Source organism: Bordetella genomosp. 6 (assembly GCF_002119705.1).
Taxonomy (GTDB): domain Bacteria; phylum Pseudomonadota; class Gammaproteobacteria; order Burkholderiales; family Burkholderiaceae_B; genus Bordetella; species Bordetella bronchiseptica_F.
In genome coordinates this window covers 1,959,597-1,982,729 of the sequence record NZ_CP021107.1, presented here as the reverse complement: position 1 = coordinate 1,982,729, position 23,133 = coordinate 1,959,597, and the positions used below count along the sequence as shown (strand labels likewise).

Here is a 23,133-nt window from a genome sequence, read left to right as displayed (position 1 = left end):
CGGAGCCCTCTTGTTCAGTTACCGACACGCCTTTCACGCCGGCAACCACGCCGACGTCCTCAAGCACGCCATTCTGGTCCACGTGCTGGACTACATGAATCGCAAGGAAGCCCCCTATTGGGTCGTGGACACCCACGCCGGCGCCGGCCTGTACGCGCTCGGCAGCGACTGGGCCAGCAAGAACGCCGAGCATGCCGACGGCGTGGCGCGCCTGTGGGAGCTCGCCGGCCTGCCCCCGCTGCTGTCCGACTATGTGGCCCGCATCCGCGACTACAACACGGACGGCGTCCTGCGCCATTACCCGGGCTCGCCCTGGCTGACCCTGGATGTGCTGCGCGAACGCGACCGGCTGCGCCTGTTCGAGATGCACCCGAGCGAATCGGACGTGCTGGTCAGAAACCTGGAGCGGCGCAACGAGCGCACCGCCCTGCGCCAGACCACGGTCTTCGCCGCGGACGGCTTCGAAGGCGTCAAGGCGCTGCTGCCGCCGCCGACGCGCCGCGGCCTGGTCCTCATCGACCCATCCTACGAGGACAAGCAGGACTACCGGCGCACGCTGACTGCCGTGCGCGAAGGCGTCAAGCGCTTTGCCACCGGCACCTTCGCCGTCTGGTATCCGCTGGTGCAGCGCCGCGAGGCATCGGAGATGGCGCGCCAGCTGGAGCGGCTGCCGGTCAAGAGCTGGCTGCACGCCACGCTGACCGTGCGCAAGCCCGCCGCCGACGGCTTCGGGCTGCACGGCAGCGGCATGTTCCTGGTAAATCCGCCCTGGACGCTGCACGACGCGCTCAAGCCTGCCATGCCGCTGCTGGCGCGCGAACTGGCCCAGGACGACCGGGCCGGTTTCACGCTGCAGTACCGCGAGAACCCCTGAGACGCCGGGCGGCTCAGGCGGCCAGGCGCTGCGGTCGCGCCTGGCCCAGGCGCGCCGCGGCGTCGCGCAAGGCGGTGCGCAAACCTTCTTCCACCACGGGGTGGTAGAACGGCATTTCCAGCATCTGCGCCACCGTCAGCGACTGCTGCGCCGCCCAGGCCAGCAGGTGGCCGATGTGCTCGGCGCTGGGGCCGACCATCTCCGCGCCCAGGAAGCGCCCCGTTTCGATATCGGCATAGACGCGCAGCATGCCGCGGTTGCGCAGCATGACCCGCGAACGGCCCTGGTCGCCAAAATCGACTTCGCCAGCCACGAAGGTATCGCTTTCCAGCCGCGCGAACGGCGTGCCCACCAGCGCGATCTGCGGATCGGAGAACACCACGCCCAGCGCCGCCCGGCGCATGCCCGGCGCGACCTCCGGATAGCGCGCGGCGTTCTCGCCGGCGATGCGCCCTTCGTCGGCCGCTTCGTGCAGCAAAGGCGCGTCGGCGTTGGCGTCGCCGGCGATGAACACCGGCGCCTGGCCCGCCTGCATGGTGTGGCGGTCGAAATGCGGCACGCCGCGCGCATCGAGCGCCAGGCTGGTGTTGTGCAGATCGAGGCCATCGACATTGGGACGCCGGCCGGTCGCCACCAGGGCGTAGTCGAAACGTTCGGTGCGCTCGGTATTGTCCAGCGCCACGTAGCGCACTTCGACCTCGTCGCCGATGCGCTTGGTTTCCAGCACACGCGCGTCCGGATCCAGGTAGAACTCCTCCTGGAAGGCCTTGCGGGCGCTCTGGCGCACGCGCGGGTCGGTGATGCCGCCCAGGCTGCCGCTTACGCCGAACACGCGCACCTGCACGCCCAGGCGCGCCAGCGCCTGGCCCAGTTCCAGTCCGATCACGCCGGGCCCGAACACCGCCACGCGCGCCGGCAGCGCGTCCCAGGCGAATACGTCGTCGTTGACCACCAGGCGGTCGCCCAGGGCCAGGAACGGCGGGGGCACCGCGGGCCGCGAGCCGCTGGCGATGACCACGCTGCCGGCGCGCACCTCGGTATGCCCGTCCACGCGCAACACCGTGTCCTCGGCAAAGCGCGCCATGCCGCGCAGCTTGTCCTCGGCCGGGATGTTCTCCACCCCCTCCAGCACGAAACCGACGAAGCGGTCGCGCTCGGCCTTGACACGCGCCATCACCTGCGCGCCGTCGATCCGCACCGCGCCATCGATGTGCACACCGAAGGGGCCGCCGTGGGACGCCGCATGGGCCGCCTCGGCGGCCGCGATCAACAGCTTGGACGGCATGCAGCCCACGCGCGCGCAAGTCGTGCCGTACTGGCCGCCTTCGATCAGCAAGGCGCGCTTGCCGGCGGCGCGCGCGGCGCGATAGGCCGCCAGGCCGGCCGTGCCGGCACCTATGATGGCCACGTCAGTATGCAAGGTTTTCATCGATTATCCTCATGAGTGCGGGCGAGCCGCCCAGGCGGCGCGCGGACAGGCAGACGCGCTGGCCGCCGCAAGGCGGCCAGCGTCGGCATGAAGGGAGGGGAAAGCCGGCGGCAGCGCCGCCGGCCAGGCATCAGGCCAGGTAGGCCTTGAGGGCGTCGAAACCGCCGATCAGCTTGCCATTGATGAACACCTGGGGCGCGGTATCGCCACCCGAGACGGCGCCGATCACACGGCCGCGCACCTTGTTGTCGAGCGGGATCTCGATCGGATCGAACCCCTTGCCCTTGAGCAGGGCCTTGGCATCGACGCAGAACGGGCAGCCCGGCTTCGAGAACACCACGACCTGGTCGGGCTTCCTGGCCTGCGGCGCGATGTAGGCGAGCATCGTGTCGGCGTCCGAGACTTCGAACGGATCGCCTTCCTTCTCGGGCTCGATGAACATCTTCTCGACCACGCCGTCCTTGACCAGCATGGCATAACGCCAGCTGCGCTTGCCGAAGCCCAGGTCCTTCTTGTCGACCAGCATGCCCATGCCCTCGGTGAAGTCGCCGTTGCCGTCGGGCAGCAGCGTCACATTGTCGGATTCCTGGTCTTTGGCCCACTCGTTCATGACGAAGGTGTCGTTGACGGAAACGCAGACAATGCTGTCGACGCCGGCGGCGAAGAAGGCGGGAGCCAGTTCGTTGTAGCGCGGCAGGTGCGTGGACGAGCAGGTCGGCGTGAAGGCGCCGGGCAGCGAGAACACCACGACGGTCTTGTTCTTGAACACGTCATCGGTCGTCACCTGTTTCCAGGCATTGTTTTCACGGACGGGAAACGTCACGCTCGGTACACGTTGGCCTTCGCGATTCTGCAGCATTCATATCTCCTTGGATCGGGTTTGCGGCTTCTGTGGAACAACCACCATGAAGACATGATAAGCGCTAACTATCAATTAATCAAATTTAATAAATCTAATTAATTGATAGCCTAAAACAATCGAAATATAAATTCTGATTAAACCGTTTGTGCATCATAGCCGGCGGCGCGGATCGCCTGGGCGACCGGCTCGGCCGCCGCCGCCCCTTCCACCGTCACGCGGCGCGCCGCCAGGTCGATCCGGACCAGCGCCTGGGGCATGGCCTGCTGCACCGCCTGCGTGATGCTCTTGACGCAATGGCCGCAGGTCATGTCGGGAACGTGAAAGGCGATAGTCATGGTTTTCTCCTGGGTGGGGCCGGCCTGGCGCCGGCGGACAGCGTCCGGCTTCGAACGTTACGGAGAGCTTAAACCTTCCCATGATGTTAAGGTCAAGCGTAGAATGGAAGCGACGCCTTCCATGCGGGAAGGCGCGCAACCGGCCAGCCGTCGGCGGCCAAGGACACCGCCCATGAATATCGGAGACGCCGCCCAGGCCTCGGGCATTTCGGCCAAGATGATCCGCTACTACGAAAGCATCGGACTGATCGGCCCTGCCGCGCGAACCGAATCCGGCTATCGCGTCTATGGCGATGCCGAGCTGCATACGCTGCGCTTCGTGCGTCGCGCACGCGACCTCGGTTTCTCGGTCGAGCAGATGAACGAACTGCTGGCGCTGTGGCGCGACCGCAGCCGCGCCAGCGCCGACGTCAAGCGCATCGCCCTGGAACATGTCGCCACCCTGGAACGCAAGGCGGACGAATTGCGCCAGATGGCCGACACGCTGAAGCACCTGGCGCACCATTGCCATGGCGACACACGGCCCGACTGCCCGATCATCGAAGAACTGAGCAGCACCGGGCAGCGCTGAACGCCGCTGCCCGCGGAACCGCCTCAGGCGGCGGCCGCCTCGGCCAGGCGCTCGGCCTGCTCGCGCGCCTTCTGCCGCGCCTGTTCCTGCGCGTGCAGCACCGCCGCCTCGTCGAGCGACTCGAACACCGCGATCGACTCGACGTGGCCGGTGTGCGGGAACATGTTGATGACGCCGGCGCTGCGCAGCGCATAGCCGCCTTCGTGCACCATGATGGCGGCGTCGCGCGCCAGGGTGGCCGGGTTACAGGAGACGTACACGATGCGGCGCGGCCGCTCGCCCGGGGCCAGCAGCGACAGCGCCTGCGCGACAGCCTGCGCGCCTTCCCGCGGCGGGTCGATCAGCATGCGGTCGAAGTAGCCCAGCCCGCGCAGCCATTGCACATCGACCTCGAACAGGTTGAGCGTGGCGAAGCTGGTACGCGCGGCCAGTCCATGGCGCGCCGCCGCCTCGTGCGCGCGGTCGGTCAGCGCCTTGCTGCCTTCCACGCCTACCGCCTCGCGCCCCTGGGTGGCCAGCGGCAGCGTGAAATTGCCCAGGCCGCAGAACAGGTCCGCCACGCGGTCCTGCGGCTGCACATCCAGCAGCTTCAGGGCGCGCGACACCATGGCGCGGTTGATGGCGTGGTTGACCTGGGTGAAGTCCGTCGGCCTGTAAGGCATGCGCAGCCCGAACTCCGGCAGGGTATAGGCAAGCGCGTCGGCATGCTCGCGCTCCAGTGGATGCACGGTATCCGGGCCCTTGGACTGCAGCCACCACTGCACCCCGTGCTCGGCGGCAAACGCGCGCAGCACGGCGATATCGCCATCGGTCAGCGGCAGCAGGTGGCGCAACACCAGCACGATCGTCTCGTCGCCCAGCGCGACCTCGATCTGGGGCATGCGGTCCGGCGCCGACATCGCCGCGATCATGGCGCGCAGGGGCAGCAGCAGGCGGCTGACCGCGGGCGGCAGCACATGGCATTCGCGCATGTCGGCCACGTAGCTGCTCTTGCGTTCATGAAAGCCCACCAGCACCCCGCCCTTCTTGGGCACGACGCGCACCGACAGGCGGGCGCGATAGCGGTAGCCCCAGGTGGGCCCATGGAGCGGCGGCAGGATGCGGGCCGGCTTGAGCTTGCCCACGTGCCAGAAGGTGTCTTCGAGCGCGCGCTGCTTGATGGCGACCTGGGCCGCGGGCGCCAGGTGCTGCATGGCGCAGCCGCCGCAAACGCCGAAATGCGGGCAGCGCGGCACCGCGCGCTGCGAGGACGGCCGCAGGATCTCCTCGACCTTGGCAATCTCGTAGGACGGCTTGCGGCGCACCGTCTGCGCCGTGACCCGCTCGCCGGGCAAGGCGCCTTCCACGAACAGCACCTTGCCGTCACGGTGGGCTATTCCCCGGGCCTCGAGGTCCAGGGATTCAATATTCAAAACGTCGACCATCTCGCACAGTCCAGATACACAGGCAGGCCGGCATTGTAAAAGAGCGCGGGCCATGCCGGAAACGGCTGTCCGGACGGACGTCCGGGCCCCGGGCGGGCCGGACGTCCCGGGCGGCGCCTCAGAAGGTCCGCGCCACCGAAAACACCGCGCCCAGCCTGCCCGAAGGGTGCCCGTTCTTGGTGGGCAGCCAGTTGTCGCGGCTCGCGCCCACGGCGGCCAGGCCCAGCACCCAGCCGCTCAGGTCCTTGGTCACGCCCAGCTTGTAGTCCACGTAGTGGCCCAGCGCGTCGCCGTCCATGTCCCGGGCCTTTTTCAGCTTCTGGTAGCCCAGGTGGCCGACCAGCCCCCAGCCATCGCCCAGGTCGAACGTCGCCGTGCCGTCCAGGTACCAGGTGCCCTTGGTGTCGGGCGTGCTGAAGAAGTCGCCGGGCGTGTACGAGTACTTCAGCGAGTAGTTCGCATAGCTCACGCCCAGGTACAGATCGGTGTTGTTGTAGTTGCCGCCCTTGGGCGAACTGGAGCCCGGGTAGTAGTAGTGCAGCACGCCCACGTCCAGGCCGACGCCGCCGCCGACCTCGCCCTTCCAGCCGCCGTAGAAGTCCATTTCGAGATTGCCGTCGGTGAAGACGAAGTCGGAGACGTTCGAGTTCCAGTTGCCCAGGTAGAGGCCGGAAGTGTGGTTCAGGTCGAACCCCAGCTGGATGGCGGGCCGGAAATCGGTCTGCGAATAACCCCGGAAACGGTAGTCGCTGACCATGGCGGCGTTGCCGCTCAGCGAGAATCCCGCCCCCAGGTCGGTCGGCTCGGCGCGCGCGCCCGCGGCGGCGCAGACGGCCAGTACCAGGGGCAAGGCGAACAAGGGCTTTTTCATGATGTGCGGTTCCTGATCGATTGGAATAAGGACGCGGCATGCAGCCGTCCTCCCAGCCGCCGGGCAAGTCCCCTCCCCTGGCGGCTTACCGCAGGAAAAGCACATTCCATGCCAGCCCCGCCGCGCCGGCATGGCGCGCGCGCAGGGTGGCGCGCCGCACCGCCGCGGTGCACGCCGCGACCCGGCGTCGCCTTGTTTCGGCGCACGGCGCGCCAGGCTGGCCCGCGCGCCCACGCAAACGCCCCGGGGCTTTGCAGCCCCGGGGCGTCATCCCTGCGGGTTGGCGCGGGTCAGTTCGCCGTGGCGGCGCCGGCCGGCGCGGCGGACTGGCCGCCTTCGGCGTGCCGCTTCTGCATGCGTTCCTGCATGCGGGCGTGGCGCTCGCTCATGCGGGCCTGGTTGGCCTTGGCGATCTCGGTGACCTGGCCACGCTGGGCCTCGTTCAGGCTGTCCCAGACCGCCAGCCATTTGTCGCGTACCTGGGTGGCCTGGGTGCGGAACTGCTCATGCCGCTTGTCCGACTCAGCCAACAGCGCGCGCGGATCCAGCTTGCCGGCGTCGAGTTGCGCTTTCAGCGCGTCGCGGCCCGTGGCGCCGGCGTCGCGGCGGCTCTTGTGCATGTCGCGTTGCGCCTGGCGGGCCTGGTCGACCAGCCCCTGCTGCTGCGCGTCCAGCTTGAGCGACTCGATCTGCGCCTTGGACAGCGGGCCGACGCCCGGCAGCCAGACGCCGTCGCGCATCATCTTCTTGTGGTGGTGCCGGCCCTGCTCCTTCATATGGCCGGCCGCGGGGCCTTCCTGGGTGGCCGCAAGGGCGGGAGCCGCCACGACGCCCGCCGAAAGCGCCAGGGTCAGGCCTGCCAGAGTGGAACGGATAGCGTGTCGGGACATGGTGATCTCCTGAAAGGTTGAAACGCGCTGCCATTGTGCGGGCGGCGCGGTTTCAGCCGGGTTTCGCCCCCGGCCCATCTGTTTCAGTCGATTGCCGACGCGCCTTACGCGTCGTCCCAGGCCGCCAGGTATTCCTTCCAGTGCGGCGCGTCGCTGGCCGCGAGCGTGTCGCGCACCAGCGCGATCTCGGCGTCATAGGCGACGCGGTCGAGCTCGCCGCGCAGGAAGCGGAAGCGGCAATACACCAGCCAGGTATTGACCACGTCGGTCTCGCAGTAGGCGCGCACTTCGTCGGCCTTGCCCTGGTTCCAGGCTTCCCAGACCTTGCTGCCGTCCATGCCCAGCTTGCCGGGAAAGCCGCACAGCTTGGCCAGTTCGTCCAGCGGCGCATTGGCGCGGCCGTTGTACTTGGCCAGCAAGTCCATCAGGTCGATGTGGCGGTTGTGATAGCGGCTGATGTAGTTGTTGAACTTGAAGTCGCGGTCTTCGTCGCCCATGTCCCAATAGCGCGGCGCCGGCACGCCGTGGATCAGGCTGCGGTAGTGCAGCACCGGCAAGTCGAAGCCGGACCCGTTCCAACTGACCAGTCGCGGCGTGTAGCGCTCGATGGTCTTGAAAAAACCCGACAGCAGCGTCGCCTCGGGGTCGTCGGGCTGGCCCAGCGTCTTGACGCGGAAGCCCTGGTCGTCGCGGAACACGCATCCGACCACCGCGACCTGGTGCAGGTGCAAGGGCAGGAAGTCGTGCCCCACCGCTTCGCGGCGCGCGGCGAAGGCGCGCTCGACCACTTCCAGGTCGGACACCTCGCCGCCCCATTCGTTGAGCCGGCGCAGGCCGGCCACGTCGGGGATGGTCTCCAGGTCGAAGACGAGCGTGGGCGTCATCGCGGCGGCAGGTACTGCATGGGGTCGACCGGCGTGCCCTGGCGACGGATCTCGAAATGCAGGCGCGGCGACGTGGTGTCGGTCTGGCCGATTTCGGCGATCTTGGCGCCGCGCTTGACGTTCTGGCCGGTCTTGACCAGCAGCGCACGGTTGTGCGCGTAGGCCGTGATGAAGCCGTTCTGGTGGTTGATGATGATCAGGTTGCCCAGGCCGCGCACGCCATTGCCGCTGTACATCACCTTGCCATCGGCCGCAGCGATCACCGGGTCGCCCAGCGAGCCGGCCAGGTCGATGCCCTTGGTGTTGCTGTTGAAGGTCTGCAGGATGGCGCCATTGGCCGGCCAGCCCCAGTTGATGACGGCGGCATCGGCCGCGCGCGCGGGCTTGGGATCGGGCACCGTCGCCGCGGGCGGTGTGGTGGCGCCGCCGGTTTCCCCGCCGGCGCCGGCTTCCATGCCGCCGGCCGGCGTTTCGGTGGTTCCCTGGTCCAGCGGCTTGGGCTGCGGCTTGGTGGAGGTCACCGGCGTGGTCTGCGCGCCGCCGGCGCCCGAGCTCGACAGGCGCAGCACCTGGCCGACACTGATCTGGTTGGGATCGGTGAGGTTGTTCCAGCGCTTGAGGTTCTCGATATCGACGTTGTTGGCGCGCGCGATCTTGTAGAGCGTATCGCCAGGCTTGACGACATAGCTGCCGTCGGTCGGGCCGGAGGCGCCCGGCTGCCCGGCGAGGTCCACCACGGGCGCGCGCGGCCCCTTGGAAGCGCAGCCGGCCAGCAAGACGATGGCCAGCATGCCCGCCCAGAGAACCGGGCGGGAAGCGGCGGCGGCGGATGCGCCTGCCACGGATTGGGATTCGGTCAGTTGCAACTGCCCGTTGAGCATACGATTCTCCTGTTTGCTCAAGATTGTATTCCGGCCCTGAGGGGCACAAAACGTACAGCTTCGAGTTCTTTTCGGTTCCAGGCGGTGGCCCCGGTGCGTTCGATCAGCACCAGCCGCTGGTGGGTGGACCCCTCGGGCGCGATCAGCCGCCCGCCCGGCGCGAGCTGGTCCAGCAAGGCCTGCGGAATGGCCAGGCCCGCCGCAGCCACAACAATAGCATCGAACGGCGCCACGCCGGGCACGCCCAGCATGCCGTCGCCATGGATCAGGCGCACCCGGGTAGCCAGGCGCAGCGCCCGCAGATGGCCGCGCGCCAGCTCGTACAGGCCGCGGATGCGCTCGATGGCGTGCACCTCGCGCACGATCTGGGCCAGTACCGCCGCCTGGTAGCCGCAGCCGGCGCCGACCTCGAGGACCCGGGCCGGGGCGCGGTCCTCGCAAACGGCGGCGATCATGCGCGCCACCACCCACGGCTGCGAAATGGTCTGCGAGTGCCCGATGGGCAGCGCCGCGTCTTCGTAGGCGCGGCTGGCCAGCGCTTCGTCGACGAACAGATGGCGCGGCACCGCCGCCATGGCGTTGAGCACCCGCTCGTCGACGATGCCCTGCGTACGCAGCCGCTGCACCATGGCCTGGCGCAGCCGGTCGGAGTTCAGGCCCAGGTTGCCGCTGGCCAGCGGCGCTGGCTGCGCGGGCGCGCGCGGCAAGGCGCCGGCCGAAATGCGGGTGTTGCTGTTGGCCGGCGTGATGCCGGGCGCGAGGCGGCCCGGCGGGTCTACGCGTTTACGCATAGCGGCTCCGCCCAGTTGCGCACGTCGTCGAGCTGACTGTGCTGGGTCAGGTCCAGGCGCAGCGGCGTCACCGAAACCTGTCCCTGCGCCGTGGCGTGGAAGTCCGTTCCCGGGGTGGCGTCGGCGGCCAGGCCGACCGGGCCTATCCAGTACACCGTGTCGCCATAGGGCGTGGTGGTGCGCACCACCGGCTCGGAAGGATGGCGCTTGCCCAGCCGCGTGACGGCGTAGCCTTTTATGTCCTCGTAGCGGCGATTGGGGATATTGACGTTGAGCAGGACCGGCGCGACCAGCGGCTGCGCGATCTGGCGCTCGACCACCTGGCGGGCGGCGCGCGCGGCCGATTCGATGTGCTGCCAGCCTTTCTCGATCAGCGAGAAGGCGATCGAGGGAATACCGAACAGATAGCCCTCGCTGGCCGCGGCCACCGTGCCGGAATAAAGCGTGTCGTCGCCCATGTTGGCGCCGTTGTTGATGCCGGACACCACCAGGTCGGGGCGCGCATCCATCAGGCCGGTCAACGCGACGTGCACGCAATCGGACGGCGTGCCATTGACGTAGATGAAGCCGTTGGCCGCGGTGCGCACCGTCAGCGGCCGGTTCAGGGTCAGGGAATTCGAAGCGCCGCTGTGATTCGTCTCCGGCGCGACCACGGTCAGTTCGCCCAGCCCGGATAGCGCCTCGACCAGCGCCTCCAGCCCGGGAGCGTTGTAACCATCGTCGTTTGAAACCAGAATACGCATCAATCTTCCTGAATCGTGGGGATCGCCACAAACCGCGACCGATTGTACCGTCATGAAGCGGCATCATCGCGTCGGAATCGCCGCGCGATGTAGAATCCGCAGCCAAACGACGCAACCGTAACGGAATGCCTGCCACCATGGTCCTGACCGCCCCTTCGCTCCTGTCCAGTTCGGCACTGATCGTCCTGGCCTATCTGATCGGCTCCATCCCCTTTGCCGTGGTGGTCAGCAAGCTGATGGGCCTGCAGGATCCGCGCAGTTACGGCTCCGGCAACCCGGGCGCCACCAATGTGCTGCGCACCGGCAACAAGACGGCCGCCGCGCTGACCCTGCTGGGCGACGCGGCCAAGGGCTGGTTCGCGCTGTGGCTGGCCCGCGCGCTGGTCCCCGAGCTCTCCTGGGGCGCCTACGCGCTGGTGGCGCTGGCGGTATTCCTGGGCCACCTCTACCCCTTGTTCCTGCGCTTCAAGGGCGGCAAGGGCGTCGCCACGGCCCTGGGCGTCCTGATGGCGATCGAGCCGTGGCTGGCCGTGGCCACCATCGCGACCTGGCTGATCGTGGCCGTGTTCTCCCGCTATTCTTCCCTGGCGGCCCTGGTTGCCGCATTCTTCGCGCCCGTCTACTACGTATTCGGCTCGGGCGCCGCCTGGCATGCGCGGCTGGAAGTCGGCCTGGCCATCGCCGTGATCAGCGCCCTGCTGTTCTACCGCCACCGCGCCAACATCGCGCGGCTGCTCAAGGGCACCGAGAGCCGCATCGGGAAGAAGAAGTAACCCACTCAGGCGCCTGTCCCGGCGCGGGCAGGCGCCTGCCGACCGCCGACCCGCATGGGCAGCGACACCTGCGGCAAGGGTGCCGGTCCCCGCCGGGACAGGCACCCCGTCAGCCTACCCGGCCTGGATCTCGGCCAGATCCCAGCGCGGCCGCACCGTGAAGGCATGGTCGCCCTCGCGCAGGTCGGCCAGCCCGGCCTTGACCCGCTCGGCCGCCGCGAACGCGATCATGGCGCCGTTGTCCGTGCATAGCGATAGCGGCGGAAAATAGGCTTCGGCCCGCAAGGGCTTGAGCGCGCGCGCCAGGTGCGCGCGCAGCAGCGCGTTGGCGCCCACCCCACCGGCCACCACCAGGCGGCGCAGGCCCGTCTGCTTCAAGGCGCGGATGGCCTTGGCCGCCAGCACCTCGACGATGGCGGCCTGCGTTGCCGCCGCCAGGTCGGCGCGATCCTGCTGGCCCAGTTCGCCGCCGTCGCGCGTGGCCGCCTTCACACGGGTAAGGACCGCGGTCTTCAACCCGCTGAAGCTGAAATCCAGGTCGCCGCTGTGCAGCATGGGGCGCGGCAGGTCGTAGCGGCTGGCGTCGCCCTGCTCGGCCATGCGCGCCAGCGCGGGGCCCCCCGGATAGCCCAGGCCCATCAGCTTGGCCGATTTGTCGAAAGCCTCGCCGGCGGCGTCGTCCAGCGTCTCGCCCAGCAATTCATAGCGGCCCACGCCGTCGACCCGCATCAACTGGGTATGCCCGCCCGAGACCAGCAGGGCCACGAACGGAAACTCGGGGCGCGGCTCGGCCAGCAACGGCGACAGCAGATGCCCTTCCAGGTGGTGGATGCCGATGGCCGGCAGCGCGCGCGACCAGGCCAGCGCCTGGGCCACGCTGGCGCCCACCAGCAGGGCGCCGGCCAGGCCCGGGCCGGCGGTGTAGGCCACCGCGCCCACGTCGTCCAGGGTCAGGCCCGCCTCGGCCAGCACCTGGCGGGTCAGCGGCACGACGCGCCGGATGTGGTCGCGCGAGGCGAGTTCGGGCACCACGCCACCATATTCCTGGTGCATGGCGATCTGGGTATGCAGGGCGTGCGCAAGCAGGCCGCGCTCGGTGCAGACGGCGGCCACGCCGGTTTCGTCGCACGAGCTTTCAAAGCCGAGAATGATCATGGGCGCAGAGTTTACAACCAGGGTCCGCGGGCCCTGGTGCGAAAATACGGGTTTTGCGCTTACATTATCGCCTGCGCGGCAGGCGGCGCCGGCGCAAACACAACAACCGCTCTCAAACCCCCGGGGACTTCCATGCTGGAGAAGCTATTCCAACTGCGTGACCATGCCACGACCGTACGCACGGAGATCGTGGCCGGGCTGACGACATTCCTCACGATGTCGTACATCATCTTCCTGAACCCCGACATCCTGTCGAGCACCGGCATGGATCGCAATGCCGTGTTCGTGGCGACCTGCCTGGCCGCCGCGCTGGGTTCGCTGATCATGGCGCTGGTGGCCAACTGGCCCATCGGCATGGCGCCGGGCATGGGCCTGAACGCGTTCTTCGCGTTCACGGTGGTCAAGACTATGGGCTACACCTGGGAGCAGGCGCTGGGCGCCGTGTTCATCTCGGGCATCATCTTCCTGTTCCTGACCATCTCGGGCATCCGCGCCTGGCTCATCCGCGGCATCCCGCATTCGCTGCGCAGCGCCATCGCCGCAGGGATCGGGCTGTTCCTGGCCATCATCGCGCTGTCCAACGCCAACATCGTCGTCGCGCACCCCGCCACCAAGGTGACACTGGGCGACCTGCGCGAGCCCGGCCCGCTGTTCGCCATCCTGGGCTTTTTCATCATCGCGGCGCTGGACGCGCTGCGCGTGCGCGGCGCCATCCTGATCGGCATCCTGTCGGTGACCGTGCTGTCCATGCTGCTGGGCTACAACCAGTTCAACGGCATCTTCTCCTCGCCGCCCAGCCTGGCGCCGACGTTCATGCAGCTGGACATCCTGGGCGCCCTGCACACGGGCTTCGTGCATGTGATCCTGGTGTTCGTGCTGGTCGAGGTGTTCGACGCCACCGGCACGCTGATGGGCATCGCCAAGCGCGCCGGCCTGGTGCCGGAAGACCGCCCCAACCGCCTGGGACGCGCGCTGTTTGCCGACAGCACCGCCATCGTGGCCGGCTCGATGCTGGGCACCAGCAGCACCACCGCCTATGTGGAAAGCGCCTCGGGCGTGCAGGCGGGCGGCCGCACCGGCCTGACGGCGCTGGTCGTGGCGCTGCTGTTCCTGGCCGCGCTTTTCATCGCGCCGCTGGCCGGCTCGGTGCCCGCCTACGCCACCGCGCCGGCGCTGCTGTACGTCGCCGGCCTGATGATGCGCGAGCTGATCGACATCGACTGGAACGACGTGTCCGAGGCCACGCCGGCCGCGCTGACCGCGCTGGTCATGCCGTTCACCTACTCCATCGCCAACGGCCTGGCCTTCGGTTTCATCAGCTACGTGGTGCTCAAGACCTGCACCGGCCGCATCCGCGAAGTGCACCCGGCCACCTGGCTGGTGGCGATCCTGTTCATCGTCCGCTACGCCTTCTTCCCCGAATAAGGCAGGACCGCGCCTCGTCCCGCAAGCAGGCCGCCTCGGGCGGCCTGCCTGTTTTCGAGGCCGTCAATCGCCGCGATACAGCGAGGCTATCGACCCGATGGCGCCCAAGGTTGTTCGGGTGCGCGGTTGAAATCGCCGATACACTCTCCATATATTCCTGACCCGTCGGGCGCGCCGCGCCGCGACACAACCGGAGCACCCGCATGAGTGTATTGGCCAGCGTACCGTTCTCGGTCCTCGACCTTGCCCCCATCGTGCAGGGCGGCACGGCCGCGCAGGCGTTTCGCAACACCGTCGACCTGGCGCGCCACGTCGAAGGCTGGGGCTATCGCCGTTTCTGGCTGGCCGAGCACCACAACATCACCGGCGTGGCCAGCAGCGCCACGGCGGTGCTGATCGGCCACGTCGCCGCGCACACCAGCACGCTGCGGGTGGGCTCGGGCGGCGTGATGCTGCCCAACCACGCGCCGCTCATCATCGCCGAGCAGTTCGGCACCCTGGAGAGCCTGTTTCCCGGCCGCATCGACCTGGGCCTGGGCCGCGCGCCCGGCAGCGACGGAGCCACCCAGCAGGCGCTGCGGCGCGGGCCGCGCAGCGGCCTGGACTTCCCCGAACTGCTGCACGAGCTGCGCGCGTACCTGGCGCCGGCGCGGCCGGGCCAGCCGGTGCGCGCGATTCCCGGCGCCGGCACCGACGTGCCCATCTGGCTGCTGGGCTCGAGCGATTTCAGCGCGCGGCTGGCCGCCGAGCTAGGCCTACCCTTCTCGTTCGCGGGACATTTCTCCCCCGAGGGCATGGCCGCCATGCGCCTGTATCGGCAACTGTTCAAGCCGTCGGAGACGCTGGCGCGTCCCCATGCCATGATAGGCGTGCCGGTGGTGGCGGCCGACACCGACGAACAGGCACGATTCCTGTCCACCACCCAGCAACTGAAGTTCCTGTCCCTGATCCGCGGCAACCGCCTGCCGCTGCAGCCGCCGGTGGAAAGCATGGACGGCGTATGGAACGAGTGGGAACGCTCGGCGGTCCAACAAAGACTGGGCGCGGCCATCGTGGGCGGCCCCGATACGGTCAAGCGCGAACTGGAAACCCTGGTCGCGCAGACCCAGGCCGACGAGGTCATGATCGTTTCCGATTTTTACGACTTTTCCGATCGGTTGCGTTCGTACGAGATCGTCGCCTCGCTCAAGCAGGACGCAGGCGTATCGACCCGCACCGCGAACGCCTGACCGGCACGGCGCGGGATCGCGCCACGCGTTTCGCCCACCGACCACGGACGGAACATCCACCGCGCGGCCCCGGCCGCGCCAACCGGGCCCACCGGCCCCAGACGCCACCCCACGCGGGCGGCAAGGACGACACGCATGAGCATCGTTGAACTGACCAAGGACACCTTCCAGGACGCCATCACGCCCGACGGCACCCTGATCATCGACTTCTGGGCCCCCTGGTGCGGCCCCTGCCGCGGCTTCGCCCCCGTGTTCGAGCAGGCCGCCGAGCAGCACCCCGACGTGACCTTCGCCAAGGTCAATACCGACGTCGAACAGGAACTGGCCGGCGCGCTGGGCATCCGCTCGATCCCGACCCTGATGGTGTTTCGCGAGAAAGTCCTGCTGTTTTCGCAACCCGGCGCCCTGTCGGCCGGCCAGCTCGGCGAACTGCTGACCAAGGTCAAGGAAGTCGACATGGCCGAGGTGCATCGCGATATCGCGCAAGCGCGCGAAAACGGCGAAGGCGAACAGGCCTGAGGCCGCGGCGGGCCCGGTTCAGGCCTGCACGTCCCAGCCGCCGCGCCCGCGGGTGATGTTGGCGAATGTGCGCGCCAGCTCTTCGAGCGCGGCGCGCGGGACTTCCAGTTCCAGTTGCGCGCCGTCGGCGTCGAAGGTTTCGCTGCGCACGCTGGCGCCTGCCTGCGCCAGCCGCGCCTGCAGCAGCGGCAGTTCGGCAAAGCCGCAGCGGCAGCGCACCGTCGCCAGCGCGATGACCGGCAGGCGCTCGCCGGCGCGCAGGCAGTTGGCGGCGCAGCCGCCATAGGCGCGCACCAGGCCGCCTGCGCCCAGCTTGATGCCGCCGAACCAGCGCACCACCAGCACCGCCACGCGGTCCAGGCCCTGCCCGTCTATGGCCTGCAGAATGGGCCGCCCGGCGGTGCCGCCCGGCTCGCCGTCGTCATTGAAGCGGTATTCGTTGCCGATGCGGTAGGCCCAGCAATTGTGCGTGGCCGCCGGATCGCTGTGCGCGGCAAAATGCGCCATGGCCTCGGCGATCGTGCCCACGGGCGCGGCATAGGCGGCAAAGCGGCTTTTCTTGATTTCTTCCTGGTGGCGGCAGGCGGCGGCAAGCGTGTGCATCATACGGCGCCATTGTACGTGGCGGCGCCGTGCGCGCCGCTTAGCCGTGGCAGTCGGGCACTTCCTGGTCCAGGTACACGTCGAAGGCCACGTCGCGGGCCCATTTGGCCGTCATGGCCGTCCAGGCGCCATCGCGGCGCCAGGCCTGCATCTGCGCGGCCAGCCAGGCCGCGTCGCCGGGCGCGGCCAGCCATACCAATTCGGCGCGCGGGCCTTGCGGCGCCAGGGTGGCCGAGAATTTCTTCCATTCGGGAAACTTCATCAGCGGCGCCCACACCGCGTCGTCAATCAACGCCAGGTCGCAGGCGCCTTCGCGCACCGCCACCAGCGCATCGGACGGCGCGCGATAGGTGCGCACGGTCGCGCCGTGGCGCTGCGCCAGCGCCTGCGCTGCTTGCGCGGCGTCGGCCATGCACACGCTGTGCCCGGCCACGTCCTGCCAGCGCCGCAGCGCGGTATCGCCACGGATGACGGCCTTGGGCGCGGTGGCGTAGCCGGTCCCGACCACGGCCATGCCGGGCGCCTGCGCGGCCAGCGGCGCGCCGTCGCGCCGATCCGCCAGCACCAGGTCGACCGCGCCCGAGGCCAGCTGCCCGGCGGCGTCGCCGGCCGCCAGGCGGCGCAACTGCAGCGGCAGGCCCAGTTGCCGGGCCAGCCGCTCGGCCGCCGCGCCATCCAGGCGCTCGGGCGTGCGCACCTTCGCACCGGCCAGCGGCGCATCGGCCAGGAACGGCACGCCGACGACCAGCACGCCGCGCGCGCGCGCCGCGGCCAGCGGGTCGGCCGCGACGCCCGGCTGGGCATCCGCGCCGGGCAGTCCGGGCAACGCCACGGCCAGCAGCGCGGCCAGGCACGGACGAAAAAGACGGAAGGAGGACGGCGCGATCATGGCGATGAAGGCGCGGGCGCCAGGCCCGCGCGTGGTTCAGACGTATTGGTAGCGCAGCAGGCGGTGCTTGAGGTTTTCCAGCACGAACTGGTCGATCAGCGCGGCCAGCACGGCGATGACCAGGATGTTGGTCATCACGCCGGTCATGTCGGCGATCTCGCCCGAGTAGGCCAGCGAACGGCCCAGCCCCTTGCCGAAGCCGATCAGCATCTCGGCCGAGATCAGCGCGCGCCAGGCATTGCCGAAGGCCAGTTGCGCGCCGGTGATCAGTTCGGGCATGACCGCGGGCAGGTAGACGCGCTTGACCAGGCCCCAGCGCGTCGCGCCCATCACGCGGGCGGCCGAGACGTGCACGCGCTGCACGGACTCGGTCGCGTTCATGACGCTCAACGCCGCCGGGAAGAACGCCGACAGCGCCACCACCACGATGATGGGCGTGTTGCCGAAGCCCATCACGATGAGGAACAGCGGCACCCAGGCGATCGAGGGAATCGATTGCAGGATGACGATGGCGCTGCGCAGCACTTCGCGGAAGAAGAACAGCACGGCGGCGACCAGGCCGAAGCCGATGCCGGCGGCCAGCGCCAGGCCGTAGCCGGCGCCCAGGCGCCCCAGCGTGCCCAGCAGGCTTTGGTGGAACGAAGCCTGGCCCAGGTCCTCGACCAGGCGTTGCGCCACGGTGGGCACGCCCGGCATCAGGAAATCAGGCAGGACCCAGGCCGCCGCTTGCCACAGCGCCAGGATGAACAGCACGCCAAGCACCCCGGCGAGGTGCTTGCGTGCGCCGGTTACGCGGGTGGAGGAGCTCAAAGCTTGCGCGCCTCTTGCCAGGACAGGTCGACGATGCTCGACACGTCATACGGCTTGCCGTCGCGCGTCTTGAGCGAACCCTGGGCCTGCAGGATATCGGCGATCTCCTGCATGCGGTTGGTGTCCTTGTCGGTCAGCTTGGGAGTGAATACCTGCGTGCTGATGGCTTCGGAAATCACCGTCTCGCGCGGCAGTTCGCCACGGGTCAGGGTCTTGAGGGTGGGCTCGGCGATGAAATAGGAGGCGATCAGGCGCGACGCCTCGGCCGGCTTGTTCTGCAGCAGCTCGATGGCCTCCTTCTGGGCGTCGAGCGCCTTCCAGACATCGTCCTTGCGCTTGGCCAGCACGTCGCCGGAGGTGATCACCACCATGCAGGGGAACGGCCAGGCCTGCCCCACTTCGTAGATCTGCTTGACCGGCGCCACCAGCTGGGCGATGCGGTCGTACGGCTCGAACAGGAACGCGGCGTCCACGCGCTTGCCGACCAGCGACTGCACCGCGACGGCGGGACTGACGCCCATGACATTGACGTCGTCGGCGCCCAGCTTGCCTTCCTTGAGCACCACGCCCTTGAGCACCACGTCGGCGGTGCTGCCTTCGGCTTGGGAGGCCAGGGTCTTGCCCTTCAGGCCGGCGATATCCTTGATGCCGGAATCATCGCGCACCAGCAGCGAGTGGTAGCCCTGCTGCGCGCCGCCCACCACCTTCAGGTCGGCGCCCTTCGAGGCCCAGGCCACGGCATTGGTGAAACCCAGCACGCCGATGTCGAGCTGGCCGCCCACGATGGCCTTGATCAGGTCGGTGCCCGACTTGAATTCGATCAGCTCCGAGTCCAGCCCGGCCTTCTTGTAGTAGCCGCCTTCCTGCGCGACGATGGCCTGCGCGTCGTCCATCACGCGCAGGTAGCCCACGCGGAATTTCTCGGCGGCCATCGCCGGGGCGGCGGCCAGCAGCGCCGCGGCCAGCGGCAGGGACAACCATTGCTTCAGTTTCATGATGCGAATCTCCAGGGATCGGCGAATGGGCCGCGGGCCGGCGGGCCCGCGACACGGTATCGGTATGAGGGAACGGGGTCCTGCCTCAGGCGGCCAGCGCCACCTTGGCGCCATGGCCATGGCCATGGTTGTCGACCTCGATGCCAAGCAGGCGCAGGATTTCCCGCTTCTCGCCGGCCAGGTCGGACAGGTCGTGGCTCCTGGCGCGGTTGGCCAGGTTGAATTCGCGCAGCACCCGGGCCGGGCGCTGGCTGAACACGACGATGCGATCGGCCAGGAACAGGGCTTCGTCGACGTCGTGCGTGACCAGCACCACCGACGGCTTCTCCTGTTCGATCAGCTGGCGCAGCACGTCCTGCAGGCTCAAGCGGGTCAGCGCATCCAGCGCGCCGAAGGGCTCGTCCATCAGCAGGGTCTGCGGCTGGGCGATGAAGGCGCGCGCCAGGGCGGCGCGCTGGCGCATGCCGCCGGAGACCTGATGGGGATAGTAGGCGTCGAAGCCGCCCAGCCCGACGCGCTCGAGCCAGTGCACGGCCTGCTGGCGCGCCTGCGCCTTGGGCGCGTTCTGGAATTCCAGCGCCAGCGCCACGTTGTCGCGCAGCGTCAGCCACGGATAGAGGGCGTGTTCCTGGAACACCAGGGTGCGGCTGGGGTGCGGGCCCTGCACCGGCTTGCCGTCGGCCAGCACGCGGCCCTGCGAGGCCTGCTCCAGCCCGGCGGCCAGGTGCAGCAGGGTCGACTTGCCGCAGCCCGAGGGGCCGACCAGCGCGACCAGCTCGCCGGTCTTGAATTCGCTGGAAAAACCGTCCACGACATTGAGCGAGCCGAAGCTCTTGTGGACGTGATCGAAAGTCAGATTCATGGGCTTGCTCGGGCGCCGCGGCGCCAAACGAAAGGACAGGCCCTAATCTAACAATCGGTTATATGAACACAAACTATATTTATAGAATGTTTTAACTACCTGTCGTTATAAGCATGCCGCGGGCGGCCGACCAGGCCGCCCGCAGGCGTCCCCGCTTAGGCCTCGATGCCGCGCGAGGCCAGGTAGTCCTCGTAGCCGCCGCGGTAGTCGACCAGCTCGCCGCCAGGCAGGATCTCGATGATGCGCGTGGCCAGCCCCGAGACGAATTCGCGGTCGTGCGACACGAAAAACAGGGTGCCCTCGTATTTCTCCAGCGCGAATTGCAGCGATTCGATGGACTCCATGTCCAGGTGGTTGGTGGGCTCGTCCAGCAGCATGACGTTGTGCCGGCCCAACATCAGGCGGCCGAAGGTCATGCGGTTCTTCTCGCCGCCGGACAGCACCTTGGGCGCCTTGGGGATGTCGTCGCCGGAGAACAGCAGCCGGCCCAGCGCGGAACGGATCGACTGGTCGTCGTCGCCCGGCTGGCGGTGCTCCGCCATCCAGTCGAACAGGTTGATGTCGCCCTGCTGGAACTGGTCGGACACGTCCTGGGCCATGTAGCCGAGATCGGCGTTCTCGGACCACTTCACGGTGCCCGAGTCCGGCGCCAGGTCGGTCGCCAGCATGCGCAGCAGCGTGGTCTTGCCCACCCCGTTGGCGCCGATGATGGCGACTTTCTCGCCGGCGTCGACCATGGCGGAGAAGTCGCGGATGACCGGCTGGTCGTACGACTTGGACAGCTTCTCGACCGTGACCGCCAGGCGGTGCATGACCTTGTTCTGCTCGAAGCGGATGTACGGGTTCTGGCGCGACGAGGGCTTGACCTCGACCTGGTCGGCCTTGATGCGGTCGATCTGCTTCAGGCGCGAGGTGGCCTGGCGCGACTTGGACTTGTTGGCGGCGAAGCGGCGCACGAAGTCCTGCAGCTCGACGATGCGCTCCTTGGCCTTGGCGTTGTTGGCCGTCAACCGCTCGCGGGCCTGGGTGGAGGCCAGCATGTAGTCATCGTAATTGCCGGGGTAGACGCGGATCTCGCCATAATCCACATCGGCCATGTGGGTGCAGACCTGGTTCAGGAAGTGCCGGTCGTGGCTGATGATGATCATCGTGCTCTGGTAGCCGTTGAGCACGTTCTCGAGCCAGCGGATCGTATTGATGTCCAGGTTGTTGGTGGGCTCGTCCAGCAGCAGCACGTCGGGGTTGGAGAACAGCGCCTGCGCCAGCAGCACGCGCAGCTTCCAGCCGGGCGCGATCTCGCGCATCAGCAGGTTGTGCTGGTCCACGGCGATTTCCAGGCCCAGCAGCAGTTCGCCGGCGCGCGCCTCGGCCGTGTAGCCGTCGTACTCGGCGAACCTGGCTTCCAGGTCGGCCGCGCGCATGTAATCGTCTTCGGTGGCCTCGGGGTTGGCGTAGATCGCGTCGCGCTCGGACATGGCCGCCCACATCTCGGTGTGGCCCATCATGACCACGTCCAGCACCCGCACGTCCTCGAAGGCGAACTGGTCCTGGCGCAGCTTGCCCAGCCGCACGCCGGGTTCGAGCGACACGTTGCCCGCCGAGGGCTCGAGGTCGCCGCCGATGATCTTCATGAAGGTCGACTTGCCGGAACCGTTGGCCCCGATCAGACCATACCGGTTGCCTTCCCCGAACTTGACGCTGACGTTTTCGAAAAGCGGCTTGGGGCCGAACTGGATAGTGAGATTGGCAGTGGAAATCACGGTGTATGTGCGAGCCTGACGCGCCGCAAGGGCGCAATGGAGATAAACCCGGTAGTGTACCAAGTTGCGCCAGGCGCCTCGCCAACGCGCCGCGACCACGGCCGCGGAGATATCTGTACAAGTGCTAGGGTTATTCCCGACGTTAGGCTGATTGTCAGGCAGCGCCATGCAAGGTTTAATCCCCCAGGGCCGATTGATAATGAAAGGCTACTGAAAGAAACACTGTTTTGTATGCAAATGTCTGCATACCCCGCCCGGCGGCGCCAGTGCTCCCTCAGTATTCATTCTCGATCGGCTGCGCAGCGGCGCGATCCCTCGCGCAGACTTACCGCAGTAACAAAAAGCTGGTCCTTGTAGTCCACTCAGGAGACAACACGCCATGCAACACGTTACGCAGTCCCGTCGCAAATTCATTTCCGGTGCCGGAGCGGTCGCGGGGACCGCCGTGCTGGGATTTCCCGCCGTCACGCGCGCCCAGGGCTCCCCGGTGAGCCTGCGGTTCCAGAGCACCTGGCCCGCCAACGATATTTTCCACGAGTTCGCCCAGGATTACGCCCGCAAGGTCAACGACATGGCCGAAGGCCAGCTCAAGATCGAGGTGCTGCCGGCCGGCGCGGTGGTCAAGGCTTTCGACCTGCTCGACGCGGTATCGGCCGGCACGCTCGACGGCGGCCACGGCGTGGTGGCGTACTGGTATGGCAAGAACACGGCGGTGGCGCTGTGGGGCTCGGGCCCCTCGTTCGGCATGGACGCCAACATGCTGCTGGCCTGGCACGAGTATGGCGGCGGCAAGGAACTGCTGACGGAAATCCAGAAGGCCATGGGTGTGAACGTGGTGTCGCTGATGTACGGCCCCATGCCGACCCAGCCGTTCGGCTGGTTCAAGAAACCGATCACCAAGGCCGACGACGTCAAGGGCGCCAAGTTCCGCACCGTGGGCCTGGCCATCGACATGTACAGCGCCATGGGCGCGGCGGTCAACGCCCTGCCTGGCGGCGAAATCGTGCCCGCCCTGGACCGCGGCCTGCTCGACGGCGCCGAATTCAACAACGCCTCGTCCGACCTCGCGCTGGGTTTCCAGGACGTCTCCAAGATCTGCATGCTGCAGAGCTTCCACCAGAGCGCGGAGCAGTTCGAGATCCTGTTCAACAAGAACAAGTACGACGCCCTGCCCAAGCATCTCAAGCACATCCTGGCCTACGCGGCGCAGGCGGCCAGCGCCGACATGTCGTGGAAGGCCGCCGACCGGTACTCGCAGGACTACATCAAGCTGCAGAAGGACCACAACGTCAAGTTCTACAAGACGCCGGACGCCATCCTGCAGCAGCAGCTCAAGATCTGGGACGAAATGATCGCCAAGCGCTCGGCCGAGAACCCGTTGTTCAAGAAGGTGCTGGAGTCGCAACGCCAGTTCGCCGAACGCGCGGGCCGCTGGAGCAACGATACCAACGTCAATTTCCGCATGGCGTTCAATCACTACTTCGCCCGCAAGCAACCCGCCTGACCGGACCGGCACGTCGGCGCTGCCTGCCGCCCCGCGGCGCGCAGCGCCGGCGCA

The 23,133-nt window shown here is 68.1% G+C and carries 24 protein-coding genes; 7 read left to right on the top strand and 17 right to left on the bottom strand.

Features of this window, described 5'->3' with window-relative positions; translation table 11 throughout:
• Nucleotides 1–10: 10 nt before the first annotated feature.
• A complete protein-coding gene (locus CAL11_RS09380; RefSeq protein ID WP_086092752.1) occupies nucleotides 11–874 on the top strand; it encodes a 23S rRNA (adenine(2030)-N(6))-methyltransferase RlmJ in 864 nt (287 codons plus the stop codon).
• A 13-nt stretch (nucleotides 875–887) separates the two neighbouring features.
• Here the strand turns inward: CAL11_RS09380 and CAL11_RS09375 are convergent, their stop codons facing one another.
• The 3 genes from CAL11_RS09375 to CAL11_RS09365 form a co-directional block, all read right to left on the bottom strand.
• Complete coding sequence (locus CAL11_RS09375; RefSeq protein WP_086092751.1) at nucleotides 888–2,303, bottom strand: dihydrolipoyl dehydrogenase; 1,416 nt, start codon at nucleotides 2,301–2,303, stop codon at nucleotides 888–890.
• Nucleotides 2,304–2,433: 130 nt separating this feature from the next.
• Nucleotides 2,434–3,162, bottom strand: coding sequence for a redoxin family protein (locus CAL11_RS09370; protein WP_033467916.1), 729 nt, complete (start codon nucleotides 3,160–3,162; stop codon nucleotides 2,434–2,436).
• A 137-nt stretch (nucleotides 3,163–3,299) separates the two neighbouring features.
• A complete protein-coding gene (locus CAL11_RS09365) occupies nucleotides 3,300–3,500 on the bottom strand; it encodes a heavy-metal-associated domain-containing protein (protein ID WP_086092750.1) in 201 nt (66 codons plus the stop codon).
• A 172-nt stretch (nucleotides 3,501–3,672) separates the two neighbouring features.
• Between CAL11_RS09365 and cueR the strand changes: the two genes are divergently transcribed.
• On the top strand, nucleotides 3,673–4,071 hold the full coding sequence (gene cueR, locus CAL11_RS09360; RefSeq protein WP_033467922.1) for a Cu(I)-responsive transcriptional regulator: 399 nt from the start codon (nucleotides 3,673–3,675) through the stop codon (nucleotides 4,069–4,071).
• A 23-nt stretch (nucleotides 4,072–4,094) separates the two neighbouring features.
• Here the strand turns inward: cueR and rlmD are convergent, their stop codons facing one another.
• The 7 genes from rlmD to surE form a co-directional block, all read right to left on the bottom strand.
• Entirely contained in the window at nucleotides 4,095–5,495 is a 1,401-nt protein-coding gene (rlmD, locus tag CAL11_RS09355) for a 23S rRNA (uracil(1939)-C(5))-methyltransferase RlmD (protein WP_086092749.1), read from the bottom strand.
• A gap of 118 nt (nucleotides 5,496–5,613) precedes the next feature.
• Nucleotides 5,614–6,366 carry a TorF family putative porin gene (locus CAL11_RS09350; protein ID WP_086092748.1) on the bottom strand — a complete coding sequence of 251 codons (753 nt, stop codon included), beginning with the start codon at nucleotides 6,364–6,366 and terminating at the stop codon, nucleotides 5,614–5,616.
• A 290-nt stretch (nucleotides 6,367–6,656) separates the two neighbouring features.
• Nucleotides 6,657–7,256, bottom strand: a complete 600-nt coding sequence (locus CAL11_RS09345) for a hypothetical protein (protein WP_033467931.1) — start codon at nucleotides 7,254–7,256, stop codon at nucleotides 6,657–6,659.
• A 104-nt stretch (nucleotides 7,257–7,360) separates the two neighbouring features.
• Entirely contained in the window at nucleotides 7,361–8,140 is a 780-nt protein-coding gene (locus CAL11_RS09340; RefSeq protein WP_086092747.1) for a 3'-5' exonuclease, read from the bottom strand.
• Nucleotides 8,137–9,021, bottom strand: a complete 885-nt coding sequence (locus tag CAL11_RS09335) for a peptidoglycan DD-metalloendopeptidase family protein (protein WP_033467937.1) — start codon at nucleotides 9,019–9,021, stop codon at nucleotides 8,137–8,139. Before CAL11_RS09335 ends, CAL11_RS09340 begins: the two co-directional genes overlap by 4 nt.
• 17 nt (nucleotides 9,022–9,038) lie before the next feature.
• Complete coding sequence (locus tag CAL11_RS09330) at nucleotides 9,039–9,812, bottom strand: protein-L-isoaspartate(D-aspartate) O-methyltransferase (protein ID WP_033467941.1); 774 nt, start codon at nucleotides 9,810–9,812, stop codon at nucleotides 9,039–9,041.
• Complete coding sequence (gene surE / locus CAL11_RS09325; protein ID WP_086092746.1) at nucleotides 9,797–10,555, bottom strand: 5'/3'-nucleotidase SurE; 759 nt, start codon at nucleotides 10,553–10,555, stop codon at nucleotides 9,797–9,799. The genes CAL11_RS09330 and surE overlap by 16 nt, the downstream gene beginning before the upstream one ends.
• 125 nt (nucleotides 10,556–10,680) lie before the next feature.
• Here surE and plsY point away from each other — a divergent pair, with 125 nt between their 5' ends.
• A complete protein-coding gene (plsY, locus tag CAL11_RS09320; protein ID WP_003811015.1) occupies nucleotides 10,681–11,328 on the top strand; it encodes a glycerol-3-phosphate 1-O-acyltransferase PlsY in 648 nt (215 codons plus the stop codon).
• Nucleotides 11,329–11,442: 114 nt separating this feature from the next.
• Here the strand turns inward: plsY and tsaD are convergent, their stop codons facing one another.
• Entirely contained in the window at nucleotides 11,443–12,483 is a 1,041-nt protein-coding gene (gene tsaD, locus CAL11_RS09315) for a tRNA (adenosine(37)-N6)-threonylcarbamoyltransferase complex transferase subunit TsaD (RefSeq protein WP_086092745.1), read from the bottom strand.
• Nucleotides 12,484–12,615: 132 nt separating this feature from the next.
• On the opposite strand from tsaD, the gene CAL11_RS09310 reads away from it, so the two are divergent.
• From CAL11_RS09310 to CAL11_RS09300, 3 genes are all read left to right on the top strand, one after another.
• On the top strand, nucleotides 12,616–13,908 hold the full coding sequence (locus tag CAL11_RS09310) for an NCS2 family permease (protein WP_033467952.1): 1,293 nt from the start codon (nucleotides 12,616–12,618) through the stop codon (nucleotides 13,906–13,908).
• 203 nt (nucleotides 13,909–14,111) lie between these two features.
• Nucleotides 14,112–15,137, top strand: a complete 1,026-nt coding sequence (locus CAL11_RS09305; protein ID WP_086092744.1) for an LLM class flavin-dependent oxidoreductase — start codon at nucleotides 14,112–14,114, stop codon at nucleotides 15,135–15,137.
• A gap of 135 nt (nucleotides 15,138–15,272) precedes the next feature.
• Complete coding sequence (locus CAL11_RS09300) at nucleotides 15,273–15,656, top strand: thioredoxin family protein (RefSeq protein WP_003811007.1); 384 nt, start codon at nucleotides 15,273–15,275, stop codon at nucleotides 15,654–15,656.
• An 18-nt stretch (nucleotides 15,657–15,674) separates the two neighbouring features.
• On the opposite strand, the gene CAL11_RS09295 is transcribed toward CAL11_RS09300, so the two are convergent.
• The 6 genes from CAL11_RS09295 to CAL11_RS09270 form a co-directional block, all read right to left on the bottom strand.
• Nucleotides 15,675–16,262 (bottom strand): IMPACT family protein, encoded by a 588-nt coding sequence (locus tag CAL11_RS09295; protein WP_033467958.1) that lies wholly within the window; start codon nucleotides 16,260–16,262, stop codon nucleotides 15,675–15,677.
• A gap of 37 nt (nucleotides 16,263–16,299) precedes the next feature.
• Nucleotides 16,300–17,148, bottom strand: coding sequence for a transporter substrate-binding domain-containing protein (locus tag CAL11_RS09290; RefSeq protein WP_086092743.1), 849 nt, complete (start codon nucleotides 17,146–17,148; stop codon nucleotides 16,300–16,302).
• Nucleotides 17,149–17,184: 36 nt separating this feature from the next.
• A complete protein-coding gene (locus CAL11_RS09285) occupies nucleotides 17,185–17,958 on the bottom strand; it encodes an ABC transporter permease (RefSeq protein WP_003811003.1) in 774 nt (257 codons plus the stop codon).
• On the bottom strand, nucleotides 17,955–18,953 hold the full coding sequence (locus tag CAL11_RS09280) for an ABC transporter substrate-binding protein (RefSeq protein ID WP_086092742.1): 999 nt from the start codon (nucleotides 18,951–18,953) through the stop codon (nucleotides 17,955–17,957). The genes CAL11_RS09285 and CAL11_RS09280 overlap by 4 nt, the downstream gene beginning before the upstream one ends.
• Nucleotides 18,954–19,038: 85 nt before the next feature.
• Nucleotides 19,039–19,815, bottom strand: coding sequence for an ABC transporter ATP-binding protein (locus CAL11_RS09275; protein WP_086092741.1), 777 nt, complete (start codon nucleotides 19,813–19,815; stop codon nucleotides 19,039–19,041).
• 155 nt (nucleotides 19,816–19,970) lie between these two features.
• The gene (locus CAL11_RS09270; protein ID WP_167382475.1) at nucleotides 19,971–21,575 is read right to left on the bottom strand and encodes an ABC-F family ATPase; all 1,605 of its coding nucleotides are present in this window, start codon (nucleotides 21,573–21,575) and stop codon (nucleotides 19,971–19,973) included.
• Nucleotides 21,576–21,954: 379 nt separating this feature from the next.
• Here CAL11_RS09270 and CAL11_RS09265 point away from each other — a divergent pair, with 379 nt between their 5' ends.
• On the top strand, nucleotides 21,955–23,079 hold the full coding sequence (locus CAL11_RS09265) for a TRAP transporter substrate-binding protein (RefSeq protein WP_033467972.1): 1,125 nt from the start codon (nucleotides 21,955–21,957) through the stop codon (nucleotides 23,077–23,079).
• Nucleotides 23,080–23,133 lie beyond the last annotated feature (54 nt).

Coding starts and splice junctions, on each gene's coding strand:
- CAL11_RS09370 (WP_033467916.1), bottom strand. CDS start 3,162: ATGCTGCAGAATCGCGAAGGCCAACGTGTACCGAGCGTGACGTTTCCC.
- CAL11_RS09310 (WP_033467952.1), top strand. CDS start 12,616: ATGCTGGAGAAGCTATTCCAACTGCGTGACCATGCCACGACCGTACGC.
- CAL11_RS09280 (WP_086092742.1), bottom strand. CDS start 18,953: ATGAAACTGAAGCAATGGTTGTCCCTGCCGCTGGCCGCGGCGCTGCTG.
- CAL11_RS09365 (WP_086092750.1), bottom strand. CDS start 3,500: ATGACTATCGCCTTTCACGTTCCCGACATGACCTGCGGCCATTGCGTC.
- cueR (WP_033467922.1), top strand. CDS start 3,673: ATGAATATCGGAGACGCCGCCCAGGCCTCGGGCATTTCGGCCAAGATG.
- CAL11_RS09275 (WP_086092741.1), bottom strand. CDS start 19,815: ATGAATCTGACTTTCGATCACGTCCACAAGAGCTTCGGCTCGCTCAAT.
- CAL11_RS09375 (WP_086092751.1), bottom strand. CDS start 2,303: ATGAAAACCTTGCATACTGACGTGGCCATCATAGGTGCCGGCACGGCC.
- CAL11_RS09290 (WP_086092743.1), bottom strand. CDS start 17,148: ATGATCGCGCCGTCCTCCTTCCGTCTTTTTCGTCCGTGCCTGGCCGCG.
- CAL11_RS09295 (WP_033467958.1), bottom strand. CDS start 16,262: ATGATGCACACGCTTGCCGCCGCCTGCCGCCACCAGGAAGAAATCAAG.
- plsY (WP_003811015.1), top strand. CDS start 10,681: ATGCCTGCCACCATGGTCCTGACCGCCCCTTCGCTCCTGTCCAGTTCG.
- CAL11_RS09305 (WP_086092744.1), top strand. CDS start 14,112: ATGAGTGTATTGGCCAGCGTACCGTTCTCGGTCCTCGACCTTGCCCCC.
- surE (WP_086092746.1), bottom strand. CDS start 10,555: ATGCGTATTCTGGTTTCAAACGACGATGGTTACAACGCTCCCGGGCTG.
- rlmD (WP_086092749.1), bottom strand. CDS start 5,495: ATGGTCGACGTTTTGAATATTGAATCCCTGGACCTCGAGGCCCGGGGA.
- CAL11_RS09345 (WP_033467931.1), bottom strand. CDS start 7,256: ATGTCCCGACACGCTATCCGTTCCACTCTGGCAGGCCTGACCCTGGCG.
- CAL11_RS09265 (WP_033467972.1), top strand. CDS start 21,955: ATGCAACACGTTACGCAGTCCCGTCGCAAATTCATTTCCGGTGCCGGA.
- CAL11_RS09340 (WP_086092747.1), bottom strand. CDS start 8,140: ATGACGCCCACGCTCGTCTTCGACCTGGAGACCATCCCCGACGTGGCC.
- CAL11_RS09335 (WP_033467937.1), bottom strand. CDS start 9,021: ATGCTCAACGGGCAGTTGCAACTGACCGAATCCCAATCCGTGGCAGGC.
- tsaD (WP_086092745.1), bottom strand. CDS start 12,483: ATGATCATTCTCGGCTTTGAAAGCTCGTGCGACGAAACCGGCGTGGCC.
- CAL11_RS09330 (WP_033467941.1), bottom strand. CDS start 9,812: ATGCGTAAACGCGTAGACCCGCCGGGCCGCCTCGCGCCCGGCATCACG.
- CAL11_RS09350 (WP_086092748.1), bottom strand. CDS start 6,366: ATGAAAAAGCCCTTGTTCGCCTTGCCCCTGGTACTGGCCGTCTGCGCC.
- CAL11_RS09300 (WP_003811007.1), top strand. CDS start 15,273: ATGAGCATCGTTGAACTGACCAAGGACACCTTCCAGGACGCCATCACG.